Source organism: Massilia sp. BKSP1R2A-1, from assembly GCF_050586525.1.
GTDB lineage: Bacteria > Pseudomonadota > Gammaproteobacteria > Burkholderiales > Burkholderiaceae_D > Telluria.
The window spans coordinates 35,492-52,101 of record NZ_JBOBRE010000007.1 but is presented as its reverse complement, the minus strand read 5'-3'; the positions used below and the strand labels follow the sequence as shown (position 1 = coordinate 52,101).

The 16,610-nt window shown below is 66.5% G+C and carries 18 protein-coding genes and 1 tRNA gene; 8 read left to right on the top strand and 11 right to left on the bottom strand.

Annotated elements, in window-relative coordinates; all coding sequences use genetic code 11:
* Window positions 1–70 precede the first annotated feature (70 nt).
* The 4 genes from ACQ7JA_RS12365 to ACQ7JA_RS12350 are packed head-to-tail and all read right to left on the bottom strand — an operon-like array spanning window position 71 to window position 3,166.
* Window positions 71–982, bottom strand: coding sequence for an MBL fold metallo-hydrolase (locus tag ACQ7JA_RS12365; protein WP_430898041.1), 912 nt, complete (start codon window positions 980–982; stop codon window positions 71–73).
* Window position 983: 1 nt separating this feature from the next.
* On the bottom strand, window positions 984–1,178 hold the full coding sequence (locus tag ACQ7JA_RS12360; protein WP_430898039.1) for a DUF1289 domain-containing protein: 195 nt from the start codon (window positions 1,176–1,178) through the stop codon (window positions 984–986).
* 11 nt (window positions 1,179–1,189) lie between these two features.
* Window positions 1,190–2,662, bottom strand: coding sequence for a UbiA family prenyltransferase (locus tag ACQ7JA_RS12355; protein ID WP_430898037.1), 1,473 nt, complete (start codon window positions 2,660–2,662; stop codon window positions 1,190–1,192).
* A 45-nt stretch (window positions 2,663–2,707) separates the two neighbouring features.
* Window positions 2,708–3,166 (bottom strand): thioesterase family protein, encoded by a 459-nt coding sequence (locus tag ACQ7JA_RS12350; RefSeq protein ID WP_430898035.1) that lies wholly within the window; start codon window positions 3,164–3,166, stop codon window positions 2,708–2,710.
* 123 nt (window positions 3,167–3,289) lie between these two features.
* Here ACQ7JA_RS12350 and ACQ7JA_RS12345 point away from each other — a divergent pair, with 123 nt between their 5' ends.
* Together ACQ7JA_RS12345 and ACQ7JA_RS12340 are read left to right on the top strand one after the other, a co-directional pair.
* Window positions 3,290–3,700: a CopG family transcriptional regulator gene (locus ACQ7JA_RS12345; RefSeq protein WP_430898033.1), complete on the top strand. Its 411-nt coding sequence runs from the start codon at window positions 3,290–3,292 to the stop codon at window positions 3,698–3,700.
* 21 nt (window positions 3,701–3,721) lie between these two features.
* On the top strand, window positions 3,722–4,888 hold the full coding sequence (locus ACQ7JA_RS12340; protein WP_430898031.1) for an extracellular catalytic domain type 1 short-chain-length polyhydroxyalkanoate depolymerase: 1,167 nt from the start codon (window positions 3,722–3,724) through the stop codon (window positions 4,886–4,888).
* Between the two features lie 126 nt (window positions 4,889–5,014).
* Here the strand turns inward: ACQ7JA_RS12340 and ACQ7JA_RS12335 are convergent, their stop codons facing one another.
* On the bottom strand, window positions 5,015–5,191 hold the full coding sequence (locus ACQ7JA_RS12335; protein ID WP_430898478.1) for a cysteine-rich CWC family protein: 177 nt from the start codon (window positions 5,189–5,191) through the stop codon (window positions 5,015–5,017).
* A 137-nt stretch (window positions 5,192–5,328) separates the two neighbouring features.
* On the opposite strand from ACQ7JA_RS12335, the gene argB reads away from it, so the two are divergent.
* Window positions 5,329–6,258, top strand: coding sequence for an acetylglutamate kinase (gene argB, locus ACQ7JA_RS12330; RefSeq protein ID WP_430898029.1), 930 nt, complete (start codon window positions 5,329–5,331; stop codon window positions 6,256–6,258).
* A gap of 43 nt (window positions 6,259–6,301) precedes the next feature.
* Window positions 6,302–6,376: transfer RNA gene (locus ACQ7JA_RS12325), tRNA-Thr, on the top strand.
* A gap of 24 nt (window positions 6,377–6,400) precedes the next feature.
* Here the strand turns inward: ACQ7JA_RS12325 and ACQ7JA_RS12320 are convergent.
* Window positions 6,401–7,291, bottom strand: a complete 891-nt coding sequence (locus ACQ7JA_RS12320) for a TraB/GumN family protein (RefSeq protein WP_430898027.1) — start codon at window positions 7,289–7,291, stop codon at window positions 6,401–6,403.
* Between the two features lie 42 nt (window positions 7,292–7,333).
* Here ACQ7JA_RS12320 and ACQ7JA_RS12315 point away from each other — a divergent pair, with 42 nt between their 5' ends.
* Genes ACQ7JA_RS12315 through pabB form a run of 3 tightly spaced genes read left to right on the top strand, consistent with a single transcriptional unit; the run spans window position 7,334 to window position 10,528 of the window.
* Window positions 7,334–8,062, top strand: a complete 729-nt coding sequence (locus ACQ7JA_RS12315; protein WP_430898025.1) for an HAD-IA family hydrolase — start codon at window positions 7,334–7,336, stop codon at window positions 8,060–8,062.
* A gap of 25 nt (window positions 8,063–8,087) precedes the next feature.
* On the top strand, window positions 8,088–8,666 hold the full coding sequence (gene slmA / locus ACQ7JA_RS12310; RefSeq protein WP_430898023.1) for a nucleoid occlusion factor SlmA: 579 nt from the start codon (window positions 8,088–8,090) through the stop codon (window positions 8,664–8,666).
* A gap of 17 nt (window positions 8,667–8,683) precedes the next feature.
* Entirely contained in the window at window positions 8,684–10,528 is a 1,845-nt protein-coding gene (pabB, locus tag ACQ7JA_RS12305; RefSeq protein ID WP_430898021.1) for an aminodeoxychorismate synthase component I, read from the top strand.
* 12 nt (window positions 10,529–10,540) lie between these two features.
* Here the strand turns inward: pabB and ACQ7JA_RS12300 are convergent, their stop codons facing one another.
* The 3 genes from ACQ7JA_RS12300 to ACQ7JA_RS12290 all read right to left on the bottom strand — a co-directional run bounded on the left by ACQ7JA_RS12300 (window position 10,541) and on the right by ACQ7JA_RS12290 (window position 12,357).
* On the bottom strand, window positions 10,541–11,152 hold the full coding sequence (locus tag ACQ7JA_RS12300) for an OmpW/AlkL family protein (protein WP_430898019.1): 612 nt from the start codon (window positions 11,150–11,152) through the stop codon (window positions 10,541–10,543).
* Window positions 11,153–11,260: 108 nt separating this feature from the next.
* Window positions 11,261–11,851: a glutathione peroxidase gene (locus ACQ7JA_RS12295; protein ID WP_430898017.1), complete on the bottom strand. Its 591-nt coding sequence runs from the start codon at window positions 11,849–11,851 to the stop codon at window positions 11,261–11,263.
* Between the two features lie 83 nt (window positions 11,852–11,934).
* Window positions 11,935–12,357, bottom strand: coding sequence for a CoA-binding protein (locus tag ACQ7JA_RS12290; protein ID WP_430898015.1), 423 nt, complete (start codon window positions 12,355–12,357; stop codon window positions 11,935–11,937).
* A gap of 109 nt (window positions 12,358–12,466) precedes the next feature.
* On the opposite strand from ACQ7JA_RS12290, the gene ACQ7JA_RS12285 reads away from it, so the two are divergent.
* Window positions 12,467–13,078: a peptidoglycan recognition protein family protein gene (locus tag ACQ7JA_RS12285; protein ID WP_430898013.1), complete on the top strand. Its 612-nt coding sequence runs from the start codon at window positions 12,467–12,469 to the stop codon at window positions 13,076–13,078.
* Between the two features lie 6 nt (window positions 13,079–13,084).
* Here ACQ7JA_RS12285 and ACQ7JA_RS12280 read toward each other — a convergent pair whose 3' ends face one another.
* Together ACQ7JA_RS12280 and ACQ7JA_RS12275 are read right to left on the bottom strand one after the other, a co-directional pair.
* Window positions 13,085–14,746 carry a serine hydrolase gene (locus tag ACQ7JA_RS12280; protein ID WP_430898011.1) on the bottom strand — a complete coding sequence of 554 codons (1,662 nt, stop codon included), beginning with the start codon at window positions 14,744–14,746 and terminating at the stop codon, window positions 13,085–13,087.
* 103 nt (window positions 14,747–14,849) lie between these two features.
* Window positions 14,850–16,520, bottom strand: a complete 1,671-nt coding sequence (locus ACQ7JA_RS12275; protein WP_430898009.1) for a serine hydrolase domain-containing protein — start codon at window positions 16,518–16,520, stop codon at window positions 14,850–14,852.
* Window positions 16,521–16,610: the final 90 nt, after the last annotated feature.

Sequence of the window (16,610 nt, the reverse complement as noted above, 5' to 3'; positions counted from 1 at the left end):
ATCAGGTTGATGAACGGTCTGTCGGGCATTATAGCCCTGAAAAAAGAACGATCGTGCTAGATTCTGGCCTCTAAACGTCGCGGAGCAGCCTCCCCTCGATGCGGGCGGCGCCGGCGCGCGCCAGGGCGGCGGCAGCCCACTGCGCCAGCTCCTGTGCGGTGCGGCCGAGGTAGTGAGTACGCACTCTCTCCACCAGCGGAATCGATGCCAGCAGGTCCGGCAAGGATGCGAGGTCGAGTTCCCGCCGCTCCAGCAGCAGGAACTTGAGCAGCACCTTGACCGCATTTTCGGCATTGCGCACGGGGTCTGCGCTCAGGTAATCGAGCCGCCCACGCGCCCGTTCCAATGCGCCGGCCACGTCCCCGAACACGGCCCCATGTCCGGGCACCACGGCGCGTGCATCCAGCGTGGCGATCAGGTCGAGCGTTGCGCCGACCTCGAGAAAGCCCGGTTCCCCCGCCAGCTCGGGGAAGATCACGCCGAAGCCGTTTTCCCACAGCGCGTCGCCCGAGATCAGGACGCCCTCTTGCGCGCAGAACAGCAGCAGCGCATGCGGGTCGTGGCCGGGCGCCGCCAGCACATCCCAGCGCAGGCCGCCCAGCTGCAGGGTATCGCCGGGCGCCACGGTGGCGTCGAAGGTAAAACGGGCGCACAGCTGGCCGGTGGCGCGGTAGCTGAGCGCCTCCTCGTCCCAGGCCGTGACCTTGGGCGCCTCGAGGGCGGGAATCGCGGTGTGGCAGCCATACGTGGCCTGCAGCAGCGCATTGCCGCCGCAGTGGTCGGAATGCAGGTGGGTGTTGAGCAGGCGCCCGAGCGGCCGGCCCTGCAAGGCATGGCGAACTAGCGCCAGCGTCTGCGGCGCGTGCGTGACGTAGCCGCTGTCGACCAGCGCCGTCTCGTCGGGCCCGGTGAACAGCACATTGTTGGACGACAGCCAGCCCCGTTCGAAGACCTGCATGGAAGCGGGCAGCCGGATCGCCATCTCAGCCCCAGTCGATCTCGGTTTCGCGGCGGCGGATCTCGGCCCACACGGCACGCTTGTAGCCGTCATCGGCCTTGCCCCAGGCGACGATCTCCTCGATCGTGCGCATGCAACCCTGGCACAGGCCGGTTTCGGGGACCATCCGGCACACGTTGATGCAGGGCGAGGGAACGGGGGTGTGTTCTTCGGGGTTCATCGACAAGCAGGTCAAAGATGGGCGGCGATGCCGGAAAAATAGGCGCACAGGGCGACGCCGACCATGGCCACGACGACGTAACGGCTGCCGCGGTCCTTCAGCGCATACAGTACCGGATCGTCGTCCATCTCGCCGCGCGCGGTCTTGATCCACAGGCGGCCGAGCCAGTAGATCATCAGGGCCACCAGTCCCCACAGCAGCGCCGGGCTGGCATAGCGCTCCTGGGTTTCGGGCGCGTTGATGAAGAGGCCCAGCACGACCACCGCGCACAGGGCCGAAGCCAGGCCCATCGGCCACAGCACGACCAGGTCGGCCACGCGGTAGTCGCGCCCGTGCGCACTGGCCTGGCCGCGCGCCTGCAGCAGCTGCAGCTCGGAGCAACGCTTGACCAGCGCCAGGCTGAGGAAGAGGAAGAGCGAGAAGGCCAGCAGCCAGGAACTGGTGTGGATGCCGACCGCCACCGAACCGGTAACGATGCGCATCGTGTACAGGAGCGACAGCACCAGCACGTCGACCAGCACCCTCTCCTTCAGGGACCAGGAATAGGCCGTGGTCAGCACCACGTAGGCCAGCAGCATGGCGGCGAAAGCGGGTTTCACGAGGAAGGCGAGCGCGAAGCTCGTCGCCAGCAGGAGCACGGCTGCCGCCACGCCCGCGGTGATGGGCAGCGCGCCGCTGGCGAAGGGCCGCAGGCGCTTGCGCGGGTGCTTGCGGTCGTTGCCGAGGTCCCACAGGTCGTTGGCGATATAGGTGGCGGAGGCGGCGAGCGAGAAGCACAGGAAAGCCAGCGCCATGCGGGCCAGGTCGCCGGGAAGGAAGGAAAACGCCGTGAGCAGGGGCACGAAGAGCAGCAGGTTCTTGGCCCACTGGTGCATGCGCAGCGCCTTTCTCCACACGGCCAGGCCAGGCGCGGGCTGCGCGAATTCGCGTTCGACCGGATGGCGGGCGCGCACGGTGCGCGCGACGGCATTCGACGCGCCCACCAGCACGGCGGCCTGCGCCCCTTCCCACACCGGCAGGTCGGCCGCGCTGTCGCCGGCGTAGGCGAACTCCGTGCCGACTTCTTCGCGGATCGCGGCCAGCTTGTTCGCGCCCTTCAGGTTGCGCGTTTCGTCGGTGGCGAGCACGCGGTCGAAGAGACCCAGGTGGCCGGCCACGCCTTCGGCGATCGCGCGGTGCGCGGCGGTGGCCAGCACCAGCTCGCGCCCCTTGCTGCGCTCTTGGCGCAGGTAGTCGAGCAGGTCCTCGCGGTAGGGCAGTTCGTCGGGATTGATCGTGACGCGGCGCGCGATCTCGCTCTTCATGCTTTCTCGCCCACGCAGCAGCCAGAAGGGCAGCTTGACCAGGGACAGCGGGCTTTGCCTGGCCAGCAGCAGCGCGGATTCGACCAGGGTATCGGTCGGGGTCAGGGTGCCGTCGAGGTCGACCACCAGCGGGACGGTCGAGGTGGACGTGGCGTGGTGTGCCTGTTGGGAATCCGGCATGGCTGGCTCAGGGTCGCTCTGGGTTGAAGAAAACACAAGCCGACATTATCGCCGATCGGCGCCGCCCTGCCCTTGCCCGGCCTCCGCCGGGCCCGCCTTGCGCGCCACCCTGGCCGCGAAACGGACAGGATCGATCAGGCAGCGCTCGTGCTCGCCCTCGCAGACCTTTTCCGCCTCGTCCCAGGCCTCGACCCGGAAGCGCACCCGCTGGCCTTCGACGGCGGTGACCTCGCCGCGGATGGTCAGGCGCATGCCCGGGGGCGTGGGCGCCAGGTGGCGGAAGTTCACCATGGTGCCCAGGCTCTGCTCGCGCGGCCAGTCCACGAAGGGCATCAGGCCGTGCAGGCAGGCCAGTTCCATCATGCCGACCAGGTAGCCGGTGGCCAGCACATCCGGCATGTCGCGGCAAAAAGGCGTGTCGTGGTAGAGCTCGGGCACGGTGGCACGCGCGGGGATGGTGGTCTGCCATTCGAAGCAATGGCCGAGTTGTATTTCTGCTCGCATGTGCGCAGATTAACGCAGCCCGGCCCATTTGGGTGGATTCCGCTTGACCTGCGCACCCATGCGCGTACACTCCATAGACCATCCAGCTGGATGGTGCAAGCGTAGCGTAAGAAAGCGGATGGCATGATGAGACAAGAACTGGCAAGACCGGCAGATTCGGAAAAGATCACGATCAACCTGGGACCGATCGACCTCGGCCAGATCGATCTCCTGGTGAGCGAAGGCTTTTATGCCAACCGGTCGGACCTGATCCGCACGGCGATCCGCAACCAGCTGCAGGCCCATGCCGAAGTGGTGCGCCAGACCGTGGCGCGGCGCAGCCTGGTGCTGGGCCTGCACCATTACACGCGCGCCGACCTCGAGCGTGCTCGCGCTGCCGGCGAACGGCTGCAGATCCAGGTGCTCGGCATGGCCAGCATCGCCAGCGACGTGCCGGCCGAGCTGGCACTGGAAACCATCGATTCAATCGTCGTCCTCGGCGCACTGCATGCCAGCAGCGCGGTCAAGGCGGCACTTGCCGGACGCATCCACTGAAGCGCCGGCCAAAGGAAAACCATGAAACTGAACATGCACTTGCTTGCGCAAATGCGCAAGGCCACCCAGGCCCTGTTGAAGAAGGGACCGGTGGACACGACAGCCATCGTTCAGGAAGCGATGAAGCACGCCACGGCTTTCCAGCGCAGCGCCACCCCGCCACCGATGCGCGACATTAACCCACCGCCCCAGGGCGCGGCGGCCAATGAAAGCCGGCACGATGCGCCACAGGCACGCGCGGCCGCCGATCCGCTGCCGGACATGCTCGCCAACCTGCAACGCACCATGGACTCGGTGCGCGAACAATTCGGCGGGCTCCAGGGAGGCAATCCAGGACAGCGGGACGACGGCGCACCGGCCTGGCCGGGCAGCTTCACCAGCGGCAGCCATACCAACGAGGCCGGCACCCGCGACTACAAGCTCTATGTGCCGAGCACCCTGGGCAATGCACCGGCCGCGCTGGTGGTCATGCTGCACGGCTGCACCCAGAACCCGGATGATTTCGCCCATGGCACGCAGATGAACGCGCTGGCCGAAGAACTGCAATGCCTGGTCGTCTACCCGGCGCAGTCGCAGTCGGCCAATCCCTCCCGCTGCTGGAACTGGTTCAACGAAGGCGACCAGCAGCGCGATCGCGGCGAACCGTCGATCATCGCCGGCATCACGCGCGAGGTCATGGCCCGCCATGCGGTCGATCCGCGCCAGGTCTTCGTGGCCGGACTGTCGGCGGGCGGCGCCATGGCGACCATCATGGGGACGCTCTACCCCGACCTGTATGCCGCCGTCGGCGTCCATTCGGGCCTGCCCTTCGCCTCGGCGAACGACCTGCCCTCGGCGCTGGCCGCGATGAAGGGCGACTTCCGGCGCAGCCAGGCGCCGGGACGCAGCCTGCCGATCATCGTCTTCCACGGCGACCGCGACACCACGGTCCACTCCGCGAACGGCGAGGAACTGGTGGCGCGGGGCCGCGCCCGAAAGACGGCGGTGGAACCGGGCCAGGTCCCGAACGGCCACGCCTTCACGCGCACCGTCCACCACCACGACGACGGCAGCGTGCACGCCGAGCACTGGGTGATCCACGGCGCCGGCCACGCCTGGTCGGGCGGGAATGCGCGCGGCAGCTATACGGATGGGAAGGGGCCGGATGCGAGCCGGGAGATGCTGCGCTTCTTTCGCACGCAGCGGTGACGAGTTCCGTAGGGTGGGCGGTCCTCCGCCCACGCGTTCAACGTTTGGAAGCGCAGTCGCAACTCATGAGGAATTTGAACGCGTGGGCGGGAATCTAGTCCACTGGACTAGATTCCCCCGCCCACGCTACGAAGAGCGTTTCGCCAGCTCGGCCTCGATATGCGCACGCAGGCAGGTCGGACACCAGCATCCGACCTTCTCCAGCGGAACGGGAACGGCGGGCGGCAGCGCCGCGCACCAGCAGGGCTCGGACGTGCGGTCACGCATGGCGCAGCCGAATTCCGCTCCGCAACGAATACACACGCTCACTTCATGCTCCCCTGTTCAGTTTGTTTCGATACGTAGCCATCAGGCCAATAAAATACAACAAGACGCCATATAATCAGCACAAGGACTACGCTGTTGCCTTAAAATCTTGCGACATTTAATTTGGACCCCTCATGAACGCTACTCTTGCCAGCTTGAATACCGACGACCAGCCCAACGATCTGACCAAAGTATCGCCGCAGATCAAGGCACAGATCCTGGCCGAGGCGCTTCCCTACATCCGTAATTTCCACGGCAAGACCATCGTCATCAAGTACGGTGGCAATGCCATGACCGACGAACGCCTGAAGCACGGCTTCGCGCGCGACGTCATCCTGCTCAAGCTGGTGGGCATGAATCCGGTCGTGGTGCATGGCGGCGGTCCGCAGATCGACAACGCGCTGAAAAAGATCGGCAAGCAGGGCACCTTCGTGCAGGGCATGCGCATCACCGACGAAGAGACCATGGAAGTGGTCGAGTGGGTGCTGGGCGGCGAAGTCCAGCAGGACATCGTGATGCTGATTAACCACTACGGCGGCCAGGCCGTGGGCCTGACCGGCAAGGACGGCGGCCTGATCCGCGCACGCCGCATGGCGATGCCGGACAAGGAAAAGCCGGGCGAATTCCTCGACATCGGTTTCGTCGGCGAGATCGAGGCGATCAATCCGGCGGTCGTGAAAGCGCTGCAGGACGACGCCTTCATCCCGATCATCTCGCCGATCGGCTTCGGCCAGGACGGCCAGGCCTACAACATCAATGCCGACGTCGTCGCCGGCAAGATCGCCGAGATCCTGAAGGCCGAGAAGCTGATCATGATGACCAATATCGCCGGCGTGCAGGACAAGCAGGGCAACCTGGTCACCGACCTGTCGGCGCGCGAGATCGACGAGATGTTCGAAGACGGTACGATTTCGGGCGGCATGCTGCCGAAAATCTCGTCGGCGCTGGACGCGGCCAAGTCGGGCGTGAACACCGTGCACATCATCGATGGCCGCATCGAACACAGTTTGTTGCTGGAAGTCTTGACCGAACAGGCTTTTGGCACTATGATCCGGTCTCACTAAATTTTTTGTAGCGGAAATTTCCGCTACGGAAATTGACCTGAATGCCCTTGTAGCTCAGTGGTAGAGCACTCCCTTGGTAAGGGAGAGGCCACGTGTTCAATCCACGTCAAGGGCACCACTCCCCTCCCTGTAGTACCTCCCCTTAGTACACCCGCTCCACCTTGACGCCGCGCTTGCGCAGCAGTTCCGGCACGCTGCCCTTGCCGACCAGGTGCAGCAGGCCCACCGCCACCACCGCATTGTTTTCGCGTCCGACCAGGGAGACGATCTTGTCCGCCATCGGGCCGTTACGCTCGTTCATCAACACGTCGCGCGTAAACTTGCCGCCCACCGTATTGTCTTCTTCGAGACGCTTGGCGACCCGGTCCAGCGCCGCCTGGTCGGCGCCTTCGTAGGCGGCGAACAGTTCACGCGCCTCGCGTGCGTGACGGCCCGATTCCATATCGTTCAGCGCCTCTTCCAGCATCGTCCACTGGTCGCCGATCGGCATGCGGTTGAACAGCGCCGCCTGGTATTCCATCGATTCGAGCTCGGCGATGCGGGTCTTGCCGCTGCTTTTCGCCAGGCCGGCCAGGTGGGCATCCACGCCCATTTTCGGGTCGTAGCCGAGCTTCCCGACTTCGACCATCGCGAGGGTCGCCACCAGCAGCCAGGGTTTCAGCTGCCCGACGGCGGCCGGCTCGATGCCCTGCTTCCTGAGAGAGGCTCCGATGCGCTCGCGGCGTTCGGCCGGGAGGCTGGCCAGGCCCTGCTCCGCGGACGGGAACATGCCGTGCTTCATGATGGTGGCGCCCATCGCCGCCTGGTCGCCGGTCGAATCGACTTCCAGCGCCAGGGTCGGCGCCGCCGCCATCGCCGCCTTGATGCGCGGTTCGAGCGGATAGAAGTCGGGACGCCCGGCGTGGACGGTGCCGTAGAGGTAGAGCGCATTGGCGCCGCTGCTGACCTTGAACAGCGCGCCCCGTTCTCCCGCCAGCGCCTGGAAGGCCATCAGGAAGAGGCTGAAGAACACCACTATAATCGGACGTCGCATTGTTTTTCTCCTTGTTGCTTTGAAGTAAAGTGCCGCAGTAAAGTGCCGAATCTTACGCTCCCCAGTCCCGTCTGGCTATTCGACCTGGATAACACATTGCATGACGCATCTCATGCAATCTTTCCAGCGATTAGCGCCAATATGAACACCTATATCGCGCGGGTGCTCGGCGATGGCGTGACGCCGGCCAGCCAGGCCGAGGTGGACGCCGCGCGCCTGGGCTACTGGAAGCGCTATGGCGCCACCCTGCTCGGCATGATCCGCCACCACGGAGTGTGCAGCGCCGACTTCCTGCACATGACCCACGACCTGGGCGAGCTCGACAAGCTGGTGCGCCATGAAAAAGGCCTGGCCACCCTGCTGCGCCGTCTGCCGGGCCGCAAGATCCTGCTGACCAATGCACCGACCCGTTATTCGACGGACGTGATGCGCCACCTGGGCCTGTCCCGCCACTTCACCCACCACGTGGCGATCGAGCACATGCACGTGCACGGCCAGCTGCGTCCCAAGCCGTCCAGCCTGATGCTGCGCCGCCTGCTGCGCAAGCACGGCGTGGCGGCGCGCCGCTGCATCCTGGTCGAGGACACCCTGGCCAACCTGAAAAGCGCCAGCCGTCTCGGCCTGCGCACCGTGTGGGTGACCCAATACCTCAAGATGAGCGATCCGATTGGCCGTGCCGCCTTGCCGCGGACCCTGAAACGCCCCCGCTACGTCGATGTCAAAGTAAAATCCGTGCGGCAGTTGCCTGCGCGTCTGCACCGTCTGCGCTAAACCAACAACAAACACTAGGGATCACATGGCAAGCACCAAGCCAGGCCAGCGCAAGCTGCAAATCCTCCAGGCCCTGGCCTCGATGCTCGAGCAGCCGAAGGGCGAGAAGATCACCACGGCCGCCCTCGCCGCGCGCCTCTCGGTATCCGAGGCCGCCCTGTACCGCCACTTCGCCAGCAAGGCCCAGATGTACGAGGGCCTGATCGAGTTCATCGAATCCAGCGTGTTCGGCCTGATCAACCAGATCGCCGAGCGCGAGGAGCGCGGCATCGACCAGGCCCACGCCATCCTGCAAATGCTGCTCGGCTTCGCCGCCAACAATCCCGGCATGACCCGGGTCCTGATCGGCGACGCCCTGGTGGGCGAGGACGAGCGCCTGCAATCGCGCATGAACGGCTTCTACGACCGCATCGAGATGGCCTGCCGCCAGGCGCTGCGGGTGGCGGTCAGCCAGGGCCACGGCGTCGAGGACGACGTGGCGGCGCGCGCCAGCCTGCTGGTGAGCTATGTGACGGGACGCTGGCACCGCTTCGCCAAGAGCGGCTTCAAGCACAATCCGGCCGAAGGCACGGCCCTGCAGCTCTCGCTGCTGCTGGCGGCATAAAGGACCGTCTTCGCATCATGGACACCCGGGAAGTCTTCGCACTGCTCGACGACGCCGGCGCCGAAGGCGAAGCGCGCTCGCGCCTGTACAGCCGTCACGCGGGCACGCTGTCCTGCCTGGACACCGCCGGCTGGCCGCAGCTGCTGCAGGACATGGGGGCGGCGCTGGCGCGCGGCCTGTACGCGGTGCCGCTCCTGACCTACGAACTGGGCGCGCACCTGGCGAACCTGCCGGCCCACCCGATCGACGGTCCGCTGGCCCGGGTCCTGCTGTTCGAACAGTGCGAGCACATGGAAGCGAGCCAGGTCGAGGCCTGGATCGCCACCCGCGCCGCGAGCCTGGAACCGGCCGGCGTGGCCGGCATCGACGCCAACGTCGACGAAGCGGCGTTCACCGAGGCGATCGGCCGCATCCGCGACTACATCGCCGCCGGCGACACCTACCAGGTCAACTACACCTACCGCCTGCGCTTCGAGGCCTACGGCCCCCTGGTGTCCCTGTATGCGCGCCTGCGGGCGCGCCAGCGCGTGCCCTACGGGGCCCTGGTGGCCCTGCCGGACGGGGAAGCCCTGCTGTCCTTCTCGCCCGAGCTCTTCGTGCGTCATGCAGCCGGCACGCTGGTGGCGCGCCCGATGAAGGGTACGGCGCCGGCCAGCGGCGACGATGCGGTCGACGCCGGGCGCGGCCAGGCGCTGGCCCGGGATCCGAAGAACCGCGCCGAGAACCTGATGATCGTCGACCTGCTGCGCAACGACCTGGGACGCATTGCCGTCACCGGCAGCGTGCAGGTGCCGGCCCTGTTCGAGGTGAAGCGCTACGGCGCCGTGCTGCAGATGACGTCGACCGTCGAGGCGCGCCTGCGTCCCGATGCAACGCTCGAGGAGCTGTTCGCCGCCCTCTATCCCTGCGGCTCGATCACGGGCGCGCCGAAGCGCCGTACCATGGAGATCATCCACGAGCTGGAGCCGGCGCCGCGCGGCATCTATACGGGCGCGATCGGCTGGTTCGACCCGCCGTCGGACGGCGCAGCCTTTGGCGCGCAGTTTGGTGATTTCTGCCTGTCGGTGCCGATCCGCACCCTGGCCCTGGGCGCGCCCCAGGGCGGCACGCGGCGCGGCGAGCTGGGCGTGGGCGCCGGCATCGTCTACGACAGCGATGCGGCGGCCGAATACGCCGAATGCCAGTTGAAGGCCCGCTTCCTGACCAGCCTGCCCAACGAATGCGAGATCTTCGAGACCCTGCGCGCCAGCCTCGAACACGGCTGCCGCCACCTCGAGCAGCACCTGGATCGCCTCGCGGCCTCCTGCCGCACCTTCGGCTATCCCTTCGAACCGGGCGAGGCGCGCGCGCTGCTGCTCGAAACCTGCCTGGCCTTGAGCGCGGGCCAGCTGCACCGCCTGCGCCTGGCGGTCCAGCCGGATGGCCGGATGCAGGCGCAGTCCGCGCCGCTGCAGCCCCTGAACGAGCCGGTGGCGCTGCTGCTGGCGAACGAGACCACCCGCTCGGGCGACCTCTTCCTGCGCCACAAGACGGGCGTGCGCAGCCGCTACGACGCGGCCTGGCGCGCGGCCGAGGCGCGCGGCGCCTTCGACGCCCTGTTCTTCAACGAACGGGGGGAACTCACGGAAGGGGGACGCAGCAATGTGTTCGTGCGCTTCGGCGGCCGCTGGTACACGCCGCCCTTGTCCTGCGGCCTGCTGCCGGGGGTGATGCGCGCGGTGCTGCTCGAAGCGCCCGCCTGGCAGGCGAGCGAGCGCGTGATCACGCGCGAGATGCTGGAAGAGGCGGACGACATCGTCGTCTGCAATGCCCTGCGCGGGCCGCTGCGCGCCGTCATCGTCGACGACGGACCCGCAGCGTAAATCGAAACCGCCTCAGAAGCGGTAGCCCACGCCGACGCCGACCAGCAGCGGATCGACCCGCACTTCCGACGCCCTCGCCCCACCCAGCAGCACGTCGCTGCGCAGCTTCACCTTCTTCACGTCGACGTTGAGCGACCAGCGCGCATCCAGCTTGATGTCGACGCCGGCCTGCAGCGCCAGGCCCCAGCTTTCCTTCTCCAGGTCGGCCGCGCCATCGAGCAGCTTCACGCGCGAGATGCGGGTGTAGTTGACGCCCGCCCCGACATAGGGACGCACGCTGGCCTGCGGCGCGAAGTGGTACTGCGCCGTCAAGGTCGGCGGCAGGTGGCGGAAGCTGCCGATGCGCTGGCCGTCGAGGGTGACGTCGTGCTTCTGTGGATACGTCAGGATCAGTTCGGCCGCCAGCTGCGGCGTGAAGAAGTAGGAGACGTCCAGTTCCGGGATCGTCTTCGTGCCGACGTGGATGCGGTCGGCTGCGCCGGCGCCCGCCAGGGGAGAGGATTCATTGGCGGTGTCGATATGCACCGCGCGGGCGCGTACGAGCCAGTTCGTGTCCTGCGCCAGGGCCTGGCTACCGGCGACGGCGAGGACCGCCGCCAGCACATGCTTCAACATTGCTTTCATCTTTTTCTTGCCTTTCGTCTTTGTCGTCAGTGACGAAGGCAAGCTTATTGATGCAGCGCAAAAAAATCGTTGATGTGGATCAAATACCCACAATCACATCAAGGTTATTCAGAGCGCCGCTTCGATCTTGCCGACCAGGGCCGGATCTTCCGGCGTGACCTTGCTCGGGAAGTAGTCCAGCACCTTGCCGTCGCGGCCGATCAGGTACTTGGTGAAGTTCCATTTCGGCGCCTGGCCGGTGGCTTTGGTGAGGCTGGCGTGCAGGGGATTGGCTTCAGGGCCGGTGACCGCGCTCTTGGCGAACATCGGGAACTTCACGCCATAGGTGTTGAAGCAGAGATCGGCGATCTCCTTCGCGTTGCCCGGCTCCTGCTTGCCGAAGTCGTTCGAGGGAAAGCCCAGGATGACCAGGCCGCGGCCGCCGTACTTCGCGTACAGCTTCTCCAGCCCTTCGTACTGCTTGGTGAAGCCGCAGTAGCTGGCCGTGTTCACCACCAGCACCACCTTGCCCGCGTACTGGCACAGGTCCTGCGGGGCGTCGTCCTGCAGGCGCTTGAAGTTCTGCTTCAGGATGGCCGGGCAAGCGGCCGGCATGGCCGGACGGGCAGCGACGGGAGCTGCGCTCGCCTGGGCGGCGGCAGGCTGGTGGACGCTCGCGGCGGCGATGGCGGCGAGCAGAAAAGCGGAGGTCTTGAACATGGCGGCAGCATTCCAGGGTGGCGATGCCACGATTGTAACGCAGCCGCCTGCGCAGGAAGCGATCGGCCCCTGCGAGCCGCGGTTCAACCCTGGAGGCTGCGGTGCTCGATCTTGATGCAGTGGTTCTGCACGACGTCCAGCCCGGCGGCGCGCGCGAGATCGGCCGCGGCCTGGTTCTCGATGTCGAGCTGCATCCACAGGCAGCCGGCGCGCACGGCGATCGCTTCGCGCGCGATCGGCGGGATGTCCTCGGACTTGCGGAAGCAGTCGACGATGTCGATCGGCTGGCCGCCGGTCGCCAGGGCGTCGGCCGCCTCCTGCAGCGTGGCGTAGACGGTCTCGCCGAGGATGGTGTCGCCGGCATAACTCGGGTTTACCGGCACGATGCGGTAGCCGGCCCCCTGCAGGTAGGCGGCAACCTCGTTGCTGGCGCGGTCGGGCTTGTTCGACAGGCCGACGATGGCGATGGTCTTGCTGTCGCTGAGAATGTGGGAAATGCTGCGCATGATCGATAAGTTGTGGTTGTGGCCATCAGCTTATCAGATATACATCGCGCACTGGCGCTCCTGAACGAATCGTGGAAAGATGCAGACTCGTCCCTGTTAGAACACGTCCATGCGCCTCCTGCTGCCATTCTGCCTTGCCTTCGTGCTGTCCTCCGCCCACGGCGCCGAGCCCCTGGCCGCGGTCGAACGCGCCATCGTTCCCGTCGCAGCGTGGGGCGGCACGCCGGCCGACGCCACCAAGGCGCGGCGCCACACGATCACCCAGATCACCCTGCACCACCAGGGCGAGCCCTTCAAGCCGGGCACCGACCCGCAGGCCTACCTGCGCCGCCTGCAAACCTGGTCGCGCACCAGCAAAGGCTGGCTCGACATCCCCTACCACTACGTGATCGACCTGGACGGCCGCATGTACGAAGCCCGCCAGATCGATTACGCGGGCGACACGAATACCGAGTACGACCCCAGCGGCCACGCCCTGATCGAGGTGGTCGGCAATTTCGAGGAAGTCGAGCCGAACCAGGCCCAGCTCGATGCGGTGGTCGAGCTGATGGCGCTGCTGGCCGCGAAGTACAAGGTCTCGCTGGACGATATCAGGAGCCACCGCGACCACTCCGATAAAACCGTGTGCCCGGGCGCCAACCTGTACCGCTACGTGAAGCAGGACTACTTCCGCCACAAGGTGGCGCTGCGCCTGGCCGGCGAACAGGCGAGAAGCCGCTGAGTCACGTCACAGCCTGCGGGCAGGGGTGTTGCGCCCGCCCTGCTTCAGCACGAAGCCATCGCCCTCGAAGCTGATCTCCGCATCGGCCTGGTCGGAGAAGAACACGGTCTCGCTCATCGGGAAGATCTCGAGCTTGCCCTGGCCGGTGGCCTGGGCAAAGTAACGGTCGCCGTCACGCGTCAGCTCCATCACGAAGCCCGGACGCAGCTCGTAGCGGCCTGCCCTGGCGTCGAACGCGGCACTGGCGATTTTCACCGCCTTGCGCGCGGCAGGCGCATCGCCGCTGCGCGGATTCACCAGCGCATTGCCGTCCTGGTGCACCGTCACGGAGCTCACCTTGCCGCCCGCATCGCGCTGGAAGGAGAACCAGTCCAGCCCACCCGGGAGGAAAAACTCGTCCTTCGAGGCCGGCTTCACCGGCACTGGCGGACGGCCGGTACGCTGCATGACGAGACCGTCGCCGCTGCGGCGGAACACCCGCTGCACGCCCTGCTCGACCTCGTAGGTGCCGGTCACGGCGTCGAGCGCGCTGCCGTCCAACGCCACTTCCCTGAACTCCCGGTAAGGCTTGCCGATGGCGATGGCAGCGGCCTTGCGCGCCACCAGGCCCGGATTGGCCGGTCCGCTGTCGCTGTTGGTCAGTACCGCCACATACACCTTCTGGTCGGGCAAGCGCATCGCGTGGGTGGTGAAGCCGTTGATGCCGCCGCCATGGCCGCTCATGGCTTCGCCCTGCACCTTGCCGACCTCCCAGCCGTAGCCATAGTTGGTCGGCTTGCCGTCCGTGAGGCGGTAGGAGGTGAAGGCGCGCTGCCAGCTGGCGGGTTTCAACAGGCGGCCGGCGGAAACCGCGGCGTCCCAGCGCGCCAGGTCGTCCACGGTGGACACCAGGGAACCGGCCGCATAGGGCTGGCTCATGCTGAGCGGCCTGGCGACGCCGAAGCCGGTCGCGCCGCGGGTATGGCCGGCGGCGACCGGCGCGCGGCTCTTGCCGAAGCCTTCGTAATAGGTGTCGTTCATGCCAAGGGGCGTGAAGATGCGCTGCTCCAGAAAAGCCGCATAGCTCTGGCCGGAGATCTTCTCGATGATGGCGCCGAGCAGGAAGTAGCCCGAATTGTTGTAGCGGTACTGGCTGCCCGGTTCGAATTCGAGCGGATCGTTCTTGAAGGAGTCGATCATCCGGGCCACGGTCATCTCCTGCGTCATCGTCGCGGAATACGCCGGCTTGCCGGTGTAGCTGACGATGCCGGAGGTATGGGTCAGCAGGTGCTCGATGGTGATCTTCTTGCCCCGCGCCGGGTAGTCCGGCAAGTGCTTCGTGATGTCGTCGTCGAGCGCCAGCTTGCCTTCGTCCGCCAGCATCAGGATGGCGGTCGAGGTGAACTGCTTGGTGATCGAGCCGAGGCGCAGCGCCATCTCCGGCGTCATCTTCACGCCCTTGCCCGTATCGGCCATACCGTAGGCACGGCGCAATACGGTCTTGCCGTCCTTGACCACGATGACGGTGGCGCCCGGCGCGTCGGCCTTGAAATACGGGGCGATCGCGGCATCGATGCGGCTGGCCAGGTCCTGCTCCGCCCGCGTGGCGGTGGCGGCATCCTGGGCGAAGACTGCCTGCGGGTGGCAAAGCAGCAGCACGGCGGCGCAAACGGCGGTACGGAGCAGCATGTCGGATCCCTTTCCTTGATTGTAAAGACGGAAAAAGGATAGGCCCGGCTTGCCTGGACGGCAAACGCCGGGCGACGGAAGGCGCTTTATGCGGCCTGGAACGTCAAATCCGGCGACCGGTGTGGCTGCGGCTACCCTGCTTGAAGACCATGTTCTTGTCCTCGAAACTGATCTCGGCATCGACGTCGCGCGCAAAGAAGCGGAATTCGCTCAGCGGGAAGATCTCGCGCCGTCGCTGGCCGGAGGGCTGCACGAAATAGCGGCTGCCGTCGCGCTGGACTTCCAGCACCATGCCCGGCTGGATTTCGTAGCGTCCGAGGTGGGCGTCGAACGCCGCATCCGTAATCTTCGCCACCACGCGCGGGGGCGGCGCCTCGCCGCTGCGCACGTGCGCCAGCGCCCTGCCATCCTGGTGGTAAGTGACGCCGGTAGCCTTGCCGGCCGCGTCGCGCTGGAACACGAACCAGTCGACCGTGTCCGGCACGAAGAAGGTATCGGGCGACATCGCCTTCAGCACCAGGGGACCGCGCCCCGGACGCTGCAGGGAAAGGTACTCGCCATCACGCCGGAACACGCGTGGGGTGTCCTTCCCGAAGGTGTAGGCGCCCGCCACCGCATCCAGGGCGGCGGCATCCAGCGCCACTTCCCTGAACTCCGGGAAGGGCTTGCCGATGGCGACGGCGGTGGCGCGGCGCGTCACCACGTCGGGAACCACGGTGCCGGCGTCGCTGTTGGTCAGCACCGCCACGTAGACGCCCTTGCCCGGGATGCGCAGGCCGTAGGAGCGGAAGCCCCGGGTCGAGCCGCTGTGGCCGATCGCCGCTTCTCCCTGCACCAGGCTCAGCTCCCAGCCATAGCCATAGTTGCTGTCCTTGCCGTCCGTCAGGCGATAGGAGGTGAAGGCGCGCTGCCAGGTGGCCGGCTTGAGCAGTTTGCTGCCCACGGCGGCATCCCATTTCGCCAGGTCGTCGACGGTCGACACCAGCTCTCCGGCGGCATAGGACTGGTTCTTGCCGAGCTGCCGGGCAGGCCCGAAGCCCTTGTCCGCCGGCGAGTGTCCGGCGGCGCTCGGCCACTTGCTGCGCTCGTAGCCTTCGTAGGCCGTGTGCGCCATCCCGAGCGGCACGAAGATGCGCTGCTCGAGGAACTGGTGATAAGGCTGGCCGGACACCTTCTCGATGATGGCGCCGAGCAGGTAGTAGCCCGAGTTGTTGTAGCGCCAGCTGCTGCCCGGTTCGAACTGCATCGGATCGTTCTTGAAGGAGTCGATCAGGGCGGCCACCGTGGTGTCCTGCGGGGCGCGCTGCGAGAACCCCGGCTTGCCGGTGTAGCTGACGATGCCCGAGGTATGGGTCAGCAGGTGCTCGATGGTGATCTTCTTTCCCTGGGTCGGGTAGTCCGGCAGGTACCTGGTGATCTCATCCTGGACCGAGAGCTTGCCTTCGTCCGCCAAGAGCAGGATGGCGGTCGCGGTGAACTGCTTGGTCATCGAGCCGATGCGCAGCGCCATCTCCGGCGCCATCCTGACGCCTTTCGTGGTGTCGGCCATCCCGTAGGCCGTACGCAGCACGGTCTTGCCGTCCTTGACGACGATGACGGCGGCGCCGGGACCGTCCGGCTGGAAGTAGGGAGCGAGGGTCGCGTGCAGGCGGAAGGCCAGGTCTTTCTCGGCGCGTGTGAGCGGCGCCCTGTCCTGCGGGGCGTCGACAGCAAAGGCGGCCTGCGGCTGGCACAGGAGCAGCACGGCGGCGCAAACGGCGTTACGGGTGATCATGGTCGGGACTCCTTTCTTGTTCTGGAGTGCCGACTGTATTTGCGCGGCCTGTGGGGCCGCAATCGGAAGCCGACCGGTGGTCGCCTGGAT

What these genes read in the sequence shown, in the direction of transcription:
- argB (WP_430898029.1), top strand. Translation starts at nt 5,329, where the DNA reads ATGAACGCTACTCTTGCCAGCTTGAATACCGACGACCAGCCCAACGAT.
- ACQ7JA_RS12365 (WP_430898041.1), bottom strand. Translation starts at nt 982, where the DNA reads ATGGCGATCCGGCTGCCCGCTTCCATGCAGGTCTTCGAACGGGGCTGG.
- ACQ7JA_RS12275 (WP_430898009.1), bottom strand. Translation starts at nt 16,520, where the DNA reads ATGATCACCCGTAACGCCGTTTGCGCCGCCGTGCTGCTCCTGTGCCAG.
- slmA (WP_430898023.1), top strand. Translation starts at nt 8,088, where the DNA reads ATGGCAAGCACCAAGCCAGGCCAGCGCAAGCTGCAAATCCTCCAGGCC.
- pabB (WP_430898021.1), top strand. Translation starts at nt 8,684, where the DNA reads ATGGACACCCGGGAAGTCTTCGCACTGCTCGACGACGCCGGCGCCGAA.
- ACQ7JA_RS12280 (WP_430898011.1), bottom strand. Translation starts at nt 14,746, where the DNA reads ATGCTGCTCCGTACCGCCGTTTGCGCCGCCGTGCTGCTGCTTTGCCAC.
- ACQ7JA_RS12350 (WP_430898035.1), bottom strand. Translation starts at nt 3,166, where the DNA reads ATGCGAGCAGAAATACAACTCGGCCATTGCTTCGAATGGCAGACCACC.
- ACQ7JA_RS12320 (WP_430898027.1), bottom strand. Translation starts at nt 7,291, where the DNA reads ATGCGACGTCCGATTATAGTGGTGTTCTTCAGCCTCTTCCTGATGGCC.
- ACQ7JA_RS12340 (WP_430898031.1), top strand. Translation starts at nt 3,722, where the DNA reads ATGAAACTGAACATGCACTTGCTTGCGCAAATGCGCAAGGCCACCCAG.
- ACQ7JA_RS12355 (WP_430898037.1), bottom strand. Translation starts at nt 2,662, where the DNA reads ATGCCGGATTCCCAACAGGCACACCACGCCACGTCCACCTCGACCGTC.
- ACQ7JA_RS12295 (WP_430898017.1), bottom strand. Translation starts at nt 11,851, where the DNA reads ATGTTCAAGACCTCCGCTTTTCTGCTCGCCGCCATCGCCGCCGCGAGC.
- ACQ7JA_RS12345 (WP_430898033.1), top strand. Translation starts at nt 3,290, where the DNA reads ATGATGAGACAAGAACTGGCAAGACCGGCAGATTCGGAAAAGATCACG.
- ACQ7JA_RS12360 (WP_430898039.1), bottom strand. Translation starts at nt 1,178, where the DNA reads ATGAACCCCGAAGAACACACCCCCGTTCCCTCGCCCTGCATCAACGTG.
- ACQ7JA_RS12290 (WP_430898015.1), bottom strand. Translation starts at nt 12,357, where the DNA reads ATGCGCAGCATTTCCCACATTCTCAGCGACAGCAAGACCATCGCCATC.
- ACQ7JA_RS12285 (WP_430898013.1), top strand. Translation starts at nt 12,467, where the DNA reads ATGCGCCTCCTGCTGCCATTCTGCCTTGCCTTCGTGCTGTCCTCCGCC.
- ACQ7JA_RS12300 (WP_430898019.1), bottom strand. Translation starts at nt 11,152, where the DNA reads ATGAAAGCAATGTTGAAGCATGTGCTGGCGGCGGTCCTCGCCGTCGCC.